Source organism: Marivirga lumbricoides, assembly GCF_014636295.1.
Taxonomy (GTDB): domain Bacteria; phylum Bacteroidota; class Bacteroidia; order Cytophagales; family Cyclobacteriaceae; genus Marivirga; species Marivirga lumbricoides.
This window is the reverse complement of record NZ_BMEC01000003.1, coordinates 134,408-146,828: the sequence shown is the minus strand read 5'-3', so window position 1 is coordinate 146,828 and position 12,421 is coordinate 134,408. Positions and strand designations below refer to the sequence as shown.

At 36.4% G+C, this 12,421-nt stretch carries 9 protein-coding genes; 5 read left to right on the top strand and 4 right to left on the bottom strand.

Going from position 1 to position 12,421, the window contains the following annotated elements:
- Positions 1 to 21: 21 nt before the first annotated feature.
- The 4 genes from IEV85_RS05375 to fabG all read right to left on the bottom strand — a co-directional run bounded on the left by IEV85_RS05375 (position 22) and on the right by fabG (position 6,915).
- Positions 22 to 2,310, bottom strand: coding sequence for a patatin-like phospholipase family protein (locus IEV85_RS05375; RefSeq protein ID WP_188460962.1), 2,289 nt, complete (start codon positions 2,308 to 2,310; stop codon positions 22 to 24).
- A gap of 51 nt (positions 2,311 to 2,361) precedes the next feature.
- On the bottom strand, positions 2,362 to 3,657 hold the full coding sequence (locus IEV85_RS05370) for a M23 family metallopeptidase (protein ID WP_188460960.1): 1,296 nt from the start codon (positions 3,655 to 3,657) through the stop codon (positions 2,362 to 2,364).
- Positions 3,658 to 3,955: 298 nt separating this feature from the next.
- A complete protein-coding gene (locus tag IEV85_RS05365) occupies positions 3,956 to 6,028 on the bottom strand; it encodes a hypothetical protein (RefSeq protein ID WP_188460958.1) in 2,073 nt (690 codons plus the stop codon).
- Positions 6,029 to 6,165: 137 nt separating this feature from the next.
- The gene (gene fabG, locus IEV85_RS05360) at positions 6,166 to 6,915 is read right to left on the bottom strand and encodes a 3-oxoacyl-[acyl-carrier-protein] reductase (RefSeq protein WP_188460956.1); all 750 of its coding nucleotides are present in this window, start codon (positions 6,913 to 6,915) and stop codon (positions 6,166 to 6,168) included.
- A 42-nt stretch (positions 6,916 to 6,957) separates the two neighbouring features.
- Here fabG and IEV85_RS05355 point away from each other — a divergent pair, with 42 nt between their 5' ends.
- The 5 genes from IEV85_RS05355 (at position 6,958) to IEV85_RS05335 (ending at position 12,383) form a co-directional block, all read left to right on the top strand.
- A complete protein-coding gene (locus tag IEV85_RS05355) occupies positions 6,958 to 8,169 on the top strand; it encodes a hypothetical protein (RefSeq protein WP_188460953.1) in 1,212 nt (403 codons plus the stop codon).
- A 59-nt stretch (positions 8,170 to 8,228) separates the two neighbouring features.
- Positions 8,229 to 9,623 (top strand): dihydrolipoyl dehydrogenase, encoded by a 1,395-nt coding sequence (gene lpdA / locus IEV85_RS05350; protein WP_188460951.1) that lies wholly within the window; start codon positions 8,229 to 8,231, stop codon positions 9,621 to 9,623.
- 93 nt (positions 9,624 to 9,716) lie between these two features.
- Positions 9,717 to 10,283, top strand: a complete 567-nt coding sequence (locus tag IEV85_RS05345) for an RNA polymerase sigma factor (protein ID WP_229712518.1) — start codon at positions 9,717 to 9,719, stop codon at positions 10,281 to 10,283.
- On the top strand, positions 10,280 to 11,128 hold the full coding sequence (locus tag IEV85_RS05340) for an anti-sigma factor (protein ID WP_188460949.1): 849 nt from the start codon (positions 10,280 to 10,282) through the stop codon (positions 11,126 to 11,128). The genes IEV85_RS05345 and IEV85_RS05340 overlap by 4 nt, the downstream gene beginning before the upstream one ends.
- 166 nt (positions 11,129 to 11,294) lie before the next feature.
- Positions 11,295 to 12,383, top strand: coding sequence for a T9SS type A sorting domain-containing protein (locus IEV85_RS05335; RefSeq protein WP_188460947.1), 1,089 nt, complete (start codon positions 11,295 to 11,297; stop codon positions 12,381 to 12,383).
- Positions 12,384 to 12,421 lie beyond the last annotated feature (38 nt).

Below are 12,421 nucleotides of genomic sequence, written 5' to 3'. Positions count from 1 at the left end.
TTTTAAAAGTTAGCTTTAAATCTATTCAAGAGGCTTGGGGTTAAACATCAGGAAACCAATATTCAACAGAACAAAAAAGGGGTTTTCATCATCATAATAATGAGCAGAGAGACTTACAGGCCCCACTGGGGTAGAATAAATAAAACTACCCATTCCTGAAAGGTGGTAATTTGGTGTAAGGTTCCCCAGCTTTACTTCACTATCCTCTTCGATCCATTTGTAAAAAGGCTTAAAAGCATGCGCTTCGGCCCTAAAGGCAAAGTTTCTAAATATGTCTATTTGGTACTTTATTCCTGTTGCCAAAAAAAGCGGAGACCTGAAATTAGTTAAGTACAAGCTAGTACTTTCAAAGGTAGGGTGATAAGCTGGCGTATTAAGTAACGTTCCGTTTAAGTTCTTAAATGCACTGATGCTACTAGCCTTCATATTCACTACCAGACCCAGATCGCCTTTAGGAAGTCCCCAATACTTCTCATAATAAGCACTCAATTGAAGCCAGTTATGCGACTTTTCAGATTTTGTCAGATCAGAAGTGGAGCCGGGTTCATATTTTTCTGTACCTAAGTTATGGGAAAGTTCAACATTAAATTTTTTTCCTCTTATGGGGAAAACCCTGTCATTCAAATTGTTAAACCTTAAAGAAAGACCTGAGTGTAAGCCGGAGAAATAATCTTTATCAAGTGTATCTGTTGATAGAAATCCTTCACTATTACCATATCGATTCCGCTTATCAAGTATGCTGGCTTTGAGGTTAAACTTCATTTTTTGCTTTACTGGAAAAGCAAAATTAAACCCATAATTTCTATCATATTGAATGATATCATTTACAGATATATCTGTAAGAAAGCTACTTATCCCCAGATAATTCCAGTTATTATAGATGAAAAAGGGTTCTACAAAGAAAGGCGATTTGGAGGGCACACTTATTTTTACGCTATATAGGAATGACTTATAAAATTCTCCTATACGGCCACCTACATTATGGCTAAACAACCAATTTCTCAAGTGATCCAACTTTCCTCCAATATAAATATTGCTTAAGCTACCTGTAGCAATATTACCTCCTAACTGTAGCCTTATTTTCTCATTTTTATCTGAAGAAATAGAAAAATCATACTTTTGCGTTTCATTATTGAAGGTGATGGCAGGAAATAAGTCAGAAAAGTAAGGCTGCTCCACTAGCTTATAATAGTTGGCACGGATATCATCTATAGACAATTCTGACGAAACCTCTCTACCTAATACCTTCCTAATATAAGCTTGTTGCTTTGAATTAAATCCTTGAAGTTTGATGTCGGAAAAAATCAAAGGCTTCTGCAGCGCTTTAAAATCACTTCTCCTTTGCCTTAACCTTTCGGGATCTGCCCTCCGTTCTATTTCTTCGCGCATTTTTGGCATTAATTCCATTGCGGCCACATAGCCACTGTCAATGATCGATCTCGCCTCTTTAAATTTAAAGCCTGAAAAACCTTCCAAATTAGGCTCAATATAAAAATTATCTTCTCCCAAAGATGAAGGGTCTGCTTTATCCATCATCATATATAAAAGGGAAGAGGAAACCAATTTCTGGTCAATTCCTTCAGGGTAAGTAGCATAAATCTTAGAAGCCACATTTACTCCAATGATTTTATCAGGATTATACACCTTTTTCATGGGCTCTACAGGGAAATTATTGTAGATACCTCCATCAAAAATATACTGACCGTTTATTCTAATAGGTCGATAGACAAAAGGCACCGACATAGTGGCTCGCATTGAAGCGCCCAGGTTGCCTGAATCGAGCATAACGCTTCTCTGGGTAAATACTTCCGCTCCAATTGCTTTAAACGGAATAAATAATTTATCGAAATCAGCATTTGCCACCTGGTTAGGAGCTGCCATATTTTCGGCTAAAGCAAAATTAAGTGCTAAATCGTTGGCCAACTTAGGGTTAAATTGAGTTTCCAGGGTAGAATCCACCCCCAAACTCACTTCGAGCCATTTAGGAACCGGATCTGGCTCCAGATAGTATACCTTATACTCATCAGGTATTTCCCCATTCACCCATTGAAGAAACTCTTTGCTTGTAGTTATTGAATCAATTTCCTGAGGTGAATAACCCGCGGCATACATTCCGCCTATTATCCCCCCCATGGATGTACCTATAATATAGTCTATAGGGATATTGTTTTCTTCCAGTGCCTTGAGCACCCCGACATGGGCTAAGCCTTTAGCTCCACCTCCACTAAATACTAAACCCACTTTTTGAGCGCTGGATAAATGTAAATTCAAAAGCAACAGCGCTACAATAACAACAAATATGCGGGGCATCTTAGAAAAATTTAGAGTTCTTTGCGAAAATATAAAGAACTCTTGAGAATATTATTGCATACCTGCCAGTAAAACCTCCTCTTTTTCTTTAGGGTATTCAACTTTGTCGAGCTTGCTCTTAACAAAATCTTTATATCTTGTAAAGGAGGTTAAATAATCCTTTTTGATTGGCTCAGAAGGAGGTAAATCAACTTTAAGACCATCTACTTGTTTACCGTTTTTCCAGAAACGGTAGCATAAATGTGGCCCCGTAGCTAAACCAGTGCTTCCCACATATCCTATTATTTGCCCTTGCTTTACTCTGCCACCACTTCTAACCCCGGAAGCAATTTTTGACATGTGAAGATATTGTGTGGAGTAAGTTCCGTTGTGTCTGATTTTAACATTATTACCATTGTACTTTTCGTAAGCAGCTTTTTCCACTACACCATCACCTGCAGCATAAATTGGGGTACCTGTGCTGGCAGCAAAATCAGTTCCAAGATGTGGCTTATTTCTTTTTTGAACCGGATGATATCTGTTCATTGTATAACGAGAACTTATCCTGCTAAATTTAACAGGGTACCTTAAAAAAGCTTTTCTCAAACTTTTACCCTCATTATCAAAATAATCTACTCCCTCTCCCTGATCAAATGCAATTGAAAGGAAAGGACTATTTGAATGGATTAATTCGGCTCCAATTACTTCTTCTACTCCAACTGGTTCACCATTTATAGTTCTTTCACTATATAAAATTTTAAATTTATCACCTGCATAAATTCTACCAAAGTCTATCTGCCAGCCGTACATATCTGCTACTAAATCGACTAATTCGGGTGTCCCTCCATTATTAATTATTTCGTTATATAAAGAAGAGCTAATTATTCCGCTAATGGTTTTTTCTTTAATTTCTATAGGTCGTTTCTCAAGGTAAACATCAACAGAATCCCTTAAATTGAATACAACATATTCCTCTGCATTAGGCTCATAAACCATCGCTTTGGCGGAAGGAAGAGAATCCTGATCCTGATAAATGATGGTATATTTTTTATTTGCAGCTATCTTTCTAACATCAAAAATATCACGAGCCTTGTTGGCTAACTTAAAAATAACCTGATGAGGTACATTGTAAGCCTGCAAAATATCAGAAATGCTTTCATTTCTCTTTACAGAATTTTCTGCCACCTGGAAAGAATCTATCACCATACCATACAGAATAGTGGGCTCTACCTTAGTAACATTAGTACTGACGCTATCTACCAGCGCTGTATTACCTTCAGTAATTGAAGTATTTTCCTGGTAAATAAAGTAATATGCTGATAAAATAACTGCTAGTGAGAGAACAAGAGAAATAGTTTTTTTGAGCATGATTGTAGTTAGTTCTAAATTTTAAAGTGACAATATTATTATATTTTTCTTAATATCAATAGGTTATAGATAATATTTTAAAGTGAAGGTTTAATTTTTTGATGTAATATTTCAACCTCTCTTTCATGTTAGGAATTAAATTAAATAATCAGTTTATCAATCTTTAGCGCAAACCAGAAAAGATTAACTACAAACTGTTAGAATAAAGTTAATATTTCATACTTCTGATGCTATATTTTAGAATAATGAATTTATCCTGTCCCGTGTAATGATACCCTCAATAAACCACCACTTTTTTTCAATAAGAGCCATGATATCTCCGGATAAACCATTCTGAAAACAAAAGTAAAAATATCAATAAGTATAGCCAGTAATTTTCTGTAAGTGGTTTCTTTTGAATGTCACCAGTTATAATTTCAGGATACGTCTTTGCATTTAAATAATTTAAAAGTTGTTCCGACCGGGAGGCAAGAAAAAACTCTCCATCATTTTTTGCTGCCACTCTTTTAAGCAATTCAAAATCAGCCACTAAATTCTGTTGTTCTATCTCAAAGTCTCGCACTATAAACTGCCCTGAATTTTCATGTTTCTTTTCGTTGATTTGCGTGCTACCAGTGTACCTGTAAACTCCTGAAGGCAGGGTGCCTAAAATAAAGTCCGGTTGTACGCGGTCAGGTGTAAATTGATAGTTAAAAGCGCTATCCCTTTCATTTTCTATTTTTAGATTTATTTCATTTCCATAAACCCTATCATACACCTGGTTATATAATTCCACTTTAAAGACTACCTGATCGGTATTTGAAAACTCTTCTTTTGAAGGGTAAAGCTTAAATTGATCTTTTTCATTATTTGCAGTTAAGTACCTAACAGATTTACTTACCCATTCATCAAAAAACTCAAAAGAACCAGTGTTTAAATGTTCTACCAGTCTCCACTTCCAGAAACCTTCCATCAATAAAGTAGCTTGCTTGCTCTCTTCATCAGAGTAAAATACAAAAATCGGATTATCTGTTTTAACTGATCCGATCTGTTTAAAAAACAGCCCCACAGAGCGTGGCGTCATTTGAAAATCGCCAAATGGCACATTAACGGGAGGCAGATTTCTAAGCTGATTTTTTTGTTCGCTGGTTAAATCAAAATTATCGAAGTCAGGATTAATGTAGGCGCCTGCTTCATCAGTGTCTGACCATGGCAGTAGTTGAAGAGATTTATTGATAGCATTTAAGCGACTAATATTCATGCCGAAGCCAGTAACAAACCATAGTGGAGTACTTTTTTGCGCCAACTGGTTTATCTCTTTTGTAAAGGAAGCTTTTTCATTAGGCAGGTGAAATAAAATTGCAAGATCATATTCCTGCTCCTCGTATTCCGATAAGCCCTCTACAGCAACATAAAACTCATAGTTTTCATTTTGCTCAATCGATTTTTGTAAAGCCTTAATGTCAGGATGGGGAGCACCAGCTAATAATAAGATTTTCTTTTTCCCTTCTACAACATTAATATAGGCTGTCTGCTGATTATTGTTTTTATTGTATTCCTCTTCAAAAGGATTAACCTTCACACTGTAAGATTGAAATCCTTTTTTTGAAGCATCGAGCAAAAATTCCACTGACTGTACCGAAGCATCGGATTGGAAGTTGAGCGTCCTACTATCAATCAGCTTTCCATTATTATATATAGCTACGGTAGTTGATTTCCCATCCCATCCATTTTGAACAATTTCTGCCACTATAGGGAATCTGTTTCCTTCATAGGACACTTTATTATAATTCAGGCTTTTCAGCTCTACATCTTTCTTTTCCACCGTATCGCCAATCCCTACAGTACTTACTTTAAAGGGATAGGAAAAGTACTCTGGCGATATGCCTCTATTATAAATACCATCTGAAAACAGCACCACCTCAGATATGAGGTTAGTCTCATAGCGTTGTGAAATTTGTTTTAGCGCAGGATCGATAGGAGTTACTGTTGCTGCCCGAAGTACAGAATCCTCTCCTGAAATTAAATCACCATTTAAATTAAGAATTTCGACCTCTACTGACTTTTCACTTTGAAGCTGCTGAGCTATATCATTAATGGCTCTCCATAACTGCTGCACTTCTCCATCTTTTAGGCTGCCTGTAAGGGACTGGGAATCATCCCATAAAAACACTATTTTAGAAGATTCTGCTGAAGAAACCCTTGTGCTTAAAAAAGGTTCGAGGAAAAGATAGGCAATTGTGGTAATGACTAAAAACCTAAGTACAAATAAAACTCGATTCCATACTTTACTCCACGGCTTAGCTCCATAAGAATAGAGAAAGTAGGAATAAGCCAGCCCAATTAGCAAACATACAATAATCCAATAAGACGATAATGCTGAACTGAGCATAAATACTTTTAGAAGCTTAAATGAAACAGGTAATTAATAAGATTGAATGCGCCCAAATCCATTGGTTTTGAAAAAGGACTATATAACAAAACACTCCGCAACATTATTACGGAGTGTTTCTTAAAATATTGTATAAGTTAGGTAAGCATTCCGCCATCTACATGAATTACCTGACCTGTAATGTAAGATGACATGTCGCACCCTAAGAATACACAAGCCTCAGCTACGTCTTCAGGCTTCCCTCCTCTTTTTAGAGGTATTGCATCGCGCCAACCTTGTACAGTCTTTTCATCCAATGCATCTGTCATTTCTGTTTCAATAAACCCTGGAGCAATCGCATTGGAGCGAATATTTCTTGAACCTAATTCCAGGGCCACGGATTTCGTAAAACCGATTATTCCGGCCTTTGATGCAGAGTAATTCGCCTGACCTGCATTCCCTTTTACCCCTACAACAGAGGTCATATTAATAATAGAGCCACTTTTTTGTTTCATAAAAGTTCTCGTTGCAGCCTTCACTGTGTTGAAGCAAGACTTTAAGTTGATATTGATCACATCATCCCACATTTCTTCACTCATTCTCATCAGGAGGTTATCTTTAGTAATACCAGCATTATTAATAAGAATGTCTAAGGCACCAAAATCGGCTACCACATCATTAATTAGCTTTTCTGCAGCGGAAAAATCTGAGGCATCGGAACGATATCCTTTTACTTTCACACCAAATTTAGCTAACTCCTTTTCAAGTGCTTCTCCTTTTTCCACGCTTGAAAGATATGTAAAAGCTACATTAGCTCCTTGTTGCGCATATTTTTCTGCTATAGCCTTCCCAATTCCTTTTGATGCTCCGGTAATTAGTGCTGTTTTTCCTTCTAATAATTTAGTCATGTTTGGTTTTTAGTCGATTAATGGCTTAAAATTACATTTCGAATGCAAATTAAGAAACTTATCCATAAAATTGAACTAAATACAAGCTCAAAGGCTCTATTTCAGTATTCTAATCTATCAAGAATAAATGAAGTAAGTTTTCTACTATTGATATTAGTAATAGCTTCAACTATTTTAGTGTATTGCACAAGTGGTGGACTGATATGGACATCCGATTCTTTCCAATACTGGGCTGCTTCAAGAAGCTTTCAGGAAAATTACACATTGGTAAGTGCTGATGGTGGAAGTTATATCTACTGGCCTCCCTTGTTTCCTGTTATCCTGAGCTTATTCACTAGTGAAAGCAGCTTTTATTTTGCCCACATAGCTTTTTTCAACTTAGCTCTTATTTTTATTTACCTGTTTTTAAAGGAAGTAAGCAGCTCTGGGAAATTAGCGCTTATTACTTTATCCTTATTTTGCATAAGCTTGTTCCCTTACTTGATAGCTTCTTTTTTTTGGACAGAAATATTATTTACCCTTTTCCTTTTTAGCGGACTCTACTACTATCTCTTATGGAAAAGAAAAAGAAACCTTATTTCTTTTATATGTTGGGTTGTGCTATTTAGCTGTATGTGTCTACAGAGAAATGCAGGCATATTTATGATGGTTGGCCTCAGTCTCTATGAAGTGTTACTATTTTTGCCACGAAAGAAATTTAAGGAAATACTCTTTACTGGAATGGGGATTGTGATGTCGGTGCTCCCTAACATTTTGTGGAATTTCTCACTGCTAAAAGATGCCTCCTCCACAGATTCTGAGGTGGAGATTCATTTTTTAAACGGTTTTTTCATAAACCTTTATCATTTATTATTGACATTATTTAATAGCCTTTTTCCTACGCAATTAGCACCACAGCTTTCACCTCTCTTTTTTATATGCTCCCTCAGTGTGCTAATTTTTATCATCATTAAGAAAAGCAATTTTCTACCTCTGATCCTCTTTATCACCTATATCATATTACTCAGCTGCATGCCATTGATTGAAGTGGAAAGTATGGATCGATTTTTCGCTCCCTTACTCCCACTATTTATTTATTTATTGCTCTCAGTAAGCTCCTTACAATTTATTAGCCTGAAAAAGCCTTTAAAATATTGTATGATCTTTTTAGCAGGAGGCATTGTACTTTATAATGTGATGCGAACTTATCAAAACGTGGAGAGATGGCACCAAAGAAGTATTACCAATCCTAAAGAGGCTAAAATTTTTTTCTAGGGGCAAATCCTTTAAATTTGCGAACGATAAACAAGTACTTATAAACTAAAAATATAAATATGGCTTCAAAATACGATGTTATTGTTGTTGGCACTGGTCCTGGGGGCTATGTAGCTGCCATTAGGGCGGCTCAATTGGGCAAGAAGGTAGCAGTAATAGAAAAAGAAAGTTTAGGCGGGATCTGTCTGAACTGGGGATGTATCCCTACCAAGGCATTATTAAAAAGTGCCAATGTTTTCGAATACATCTCCCATGCAAAGGATTATGGTATTGATGTTAAAGAAGCTTCTGTAGATTTTCCAGCTATGATTAAAAGAAGCCGGGGAGTGGCCGAAGGCATGAGCAAAGGTGTACAGTTCTTAATGAAAAAGAACAAGATCGATGTAATCATGGGTTATGGAAGGCTTAAAGCTGGAAAAAAAGTAGAGGTAGAAGATAAAGACGGTAAAAAAACCGACTACAGCGCTGACCATATCATTATTGCCACAGGCGGAAAAGCAAAAGAATTACCAAACCTGAAAATCGATGGCAAGAAAATAATTGAGTACAGAAAAGCTATGTCTTTAGAAAAACAACCTAAGTCTATGGTAGTAGTAGGTTCAGGAGCTATAGGTGTAGAGTTTGCTTATCTATATAATTCTATCGGCACTGAAGTAACTATTGTTGAGTACCTTGATAGAATTGTTCCGGTAGAAGATGAAGAAGTTTCTAAAGCATTAGAGAAAAATTACAAGAAAGCAGGTATTAAAATAATGACCAGCTCGGAAGTAACTAATGTGGATACAAAAGGTAAAAATTGTAAAGTTACGGTTAAAACTGCCAAAGGGGAAGAACAATTAGAAGCAGAAATAGTACTTTCAGCTGTTGGTGTGGCCACTAATATTACAGGAATAGGCCTTGAAGACGTTGGAGTTGCAACAGAAAAAGGTAAAATCCTGGTGGACGATTTCTACAAAACCAATGTTGAAGGTGTTTACGCTATCGGAGATATTGTTCATGGCCCTGCTCTTGCTCATGTGGCTTCAGCAGAAGGAATTATCTGTGTGGAAAAAATAGCAGGTGAAAATCCGCAACCATTGGATTACGGAAACATACCGGGTTGTACTTATTGCAGCCCTGAAGTGGCTTCTGTTGGCTATACTGAGAAAGCAGCCAAAGAAGCAGGTTATGAGCTTAAAGTAGGGAAATTCCCTTTCTCAGCATCAGGTAAAGCAAGTGCTGCCGGGGCAAAAGATGGTTTTGTGAAATTAATTTTTGATGCAAAATACGGAGAATTACTCGGTGCACACATGATCGGAAACAATGTAACTGAAATGATTGCTGAAATTGTTGCTATAAGAAAACTGGAGACTACTGGCCACGAACTTATTAAAACCGTACATCCTCACCCAACCATGAGTGAAGCAGTGATGGAAGCGGCAGCTGCAGCTTACGATGAAGTAATACATTTATAATATATTTTTAAACAAAAAGCTGTTGAGAAAAGATATCTATATTGTATCTGCTCAACAGTTTTTTTATTTGAACATATATTATTTTATTTACCGTTGGAAAAACACCAAAAAATTATTAGCCCGAAAATAAAAATATCAGAAGAAGTATTAATACAAGAGCTATTGGCTAAAAAACCTTCAGCACTTGAATATTTATATGATAATTATAGTGCAGCACTTTTTGGTGTAATTATTAGAATAGTAAAATCCGAAGAGGTAGCGCAAGAAGTGCTTCATGATATATTCATGAAAGTTTGGAATAACTTCTCTGCCTATGATGCAGGTAAAGGGAGACTTTATACCTGGTTAGTGAATATTAGTCGGAATGCCTCCATAGACAAAATAAGATCTAAGGAAATTAAAAAGACATTGAAAACCGATTTAGTTTCAGATAACGTACATACAATTGATTATGCAAATTCGCATACTCTTTCAACAGATGGGATTGGCCTTGAAAAAGTGCTTGATCAACTTCCGGAAGAATTGAGATTTGTAATCGATCAAATGTATTTTAAGGGGTATACGCAAACTGAAATAGCCGAAGAATTCAACATTCCTTTAGGAACTGTGAAAACGCGGACCAGGACAGCTATGCGTGAATTAAGAGCGTTATTATTGTGAATATTGAAAACTACATATCGTCAGGTATTATTGAAGCCTATGTTTTAGACCAGCTTACTGAGCAGGAAAGACATGAAGTTCAACAGATGGCAGAGCAACATCAGGAAGTACGAATTGCTATTATTGAAGCAGAAGACACCTTAATTGCCTTTGCCCAAAAAGGAAGCATTACTCCCCCTGTTTCTTCTAAAAATAAATTATTCCAAGATTTAGGTATTGAGATTCAGCAGCCACCTGTTGAAGAAAAAAAAGAAGTGGAAGAGTCACTAAAAGCGAATACTTCTACCAGTGAAATCCGCCCAGCTGTCAAAGAACGATCTCTTTACCAGTACATTAGTGCTGCGGCAAGTATTATTGCTATCTTAGGTATAGTATTATCATTTTATTATAGAGGCCAATGGTTGGAAACGGAGGATAGACTTTTTTCTTTAATTTCACAAAACGAAACCCTGGCCCAGCAATACAATATTGTAAAAAATCAGGCAGATCAATATGCCAGCAATTTAGATATTCTACGCCAACCCGGCATTGAAAATGTGCTAATGGATGGTCTGGATATATCTCCTGATGCAGAAGCTGTTGTTCACTGGAATAAAAACACTAATGAAGTGTACCTGAATGCAAAGAAAATGCCTTACAATGAGGATGCTTACCAATACCAACTTTGGGCAATTGTTGATGGAAAACCAGTTGATATGGGGGTCTTTGATGTAAGTGGAGATATGACAGGTTTGTTAAAAATGAAGAGCATTAATAAACCTTCTGCGTTTGCAGTAACTTTAGAGCCTCGAGGCGGCAGCGCAAATCCCACCATGGACCAGATGTATGTAATTGGTCAGATATAGTAACTCTGTAAACCACTTATCCTTTTTTTTACAACGTTCATTATCAATTTCTTTAAGTTCATAAGTTCCGGGTGCAGTACCGCCCATGTATTATTATAGTTCATTCTTTATAGAAATTCTTAAGTGCGGGTTCTAACTTTATAATTCAATTAAAATTAGAACCAACATGAAAAAAGTAATAACTATTCTTCTGATCATAACATTTTCATACTCCAAAGGTGTGAGTCAAAACACCTCACTTGCAGAACAATATACGGACTGGTTAAATGATGCAGGATGGTCTGAGGGCACAAGCCCTGGAGCTAACCCTGTAGATCAGGAATTAGTAGTTGATGGCAGTGTAACCAGGTGGGGGGATTTATCCATCAGGAGAACACTTTTTGGCAGCATGACTTTAACTATTAATACCGGAGATTCTCTGGTTATAGATGGAGATCTTACTGTTGGTACTGAGGCAGAATTAATTGTTGAAGAAGGTGCTTATCTCTATGTAAATGGAGACTTAAATAATAATGGAACCTTCATTTTTTTTGGAGGAGATATATCCAATGATGGTGTTATAGCTGTTGCAGGAGATTATAATGAAGCTGGAGGAGCCAGTTTAGAAAGAGGTGAAAACAGTAAGTTTTATGTTAATGGAAATAGTGATAGTGATGAGCCAACCGATGGAGAAATTCCACCTGAAGTAGAAATGGTTTATACTATTTTACCTATTGAATTAAAATCTTTTTCCATTTCCAAAAGAGGTGAAACTATAGAATTAGATTGGATAACTGCGAAGGAAGAAAATTTTTCTCATTTTGAAATTGAACGAGCAACATCTGATATGAATTTCGATATGATAGCAATTATAGAAGGCACAGGAAATAGCCTTTCTGATATTTTATATAACTATCGTGATTTCGATGCTCCTTTCGGAACTCTTTACTACAGATTAAATGCAGTTGATATAGATGGTTCTAATAAGTATTCGGAAATAGTCTCTACTCATAAAACGTTTGAGGGAACTGTGAAAATATATCCTAACCCTGCAAATCATCAGGAATCTGTAAGGATACAACTCCCCACTAATAATTTCAATCAACAAATCACCTCGCTCAACATTTATGATACTGCAGGCCAATTGGTAAAAACATACCACGATTTTGACCCTGTTTCTGATGAATTAAATTTCCAAAATATTCAGAATGGCATATTCATCATAAAATTGGAGTATAACGGAATAGTAGAAAATATTAGACTAGCTGTCAGATAAGGTTAACCAGTCTCTACTAAAAGGCTTTTCATGCTGTT

Excerpts from the sequence above, each read along its gene's own strand:
- IEV85_RS05355 (WP_188460953.1), top strand. The coding sequence starts at position 6,958 with ATGCAAATTAAGAAACTTATCCATAAAATTGAACTAAATACAAGCTCA.
- IEV85_RS05370 (WP_188460960.1), bottom strand. The coding sequence starts at position 3,657 with ATGCTCAAAAAAACTATTTCTCTTGTTCTCTCACTAGCAGTTATTTTA.
- IEV85_RS05375 (WP_188460962.1), bottom strand. The coding sequence starts at position 2,310 with ATGCCCCGCATATTTGTTGTTATTGTAGCGCTGTTGCTTTTGAATTTA.
- IEV85_RS05365 (WP_188460958.1), bottom strand. The coding sequence starts at position 6,028 with ATGCTCAGTTCAGCATTATCGTCTTATTGGATTATTGTATGTTTGCTA.
- lpdA (WP_188460951.1), top strand. The coding sequence starts at position 8,229 with ATGGCTTCAAAATACGATGTTATTGTTGTTGGCACTGGTCCTGGGGGC.
- fabG (WP_188460956.1), bottom strand. The coding sequence starts at position 6,915 with ATGACTAAATTATTAGAAGGAAAAACAGCACTAATTACCGGAGCATCA.
- IEV85_RS05335 (WP_188460947.1), top strand. The coding sequence starts at position 11,295 with ATGAAAAAAGTAATAACTATTCTTCTGATCATAACATTTTCATACTCC.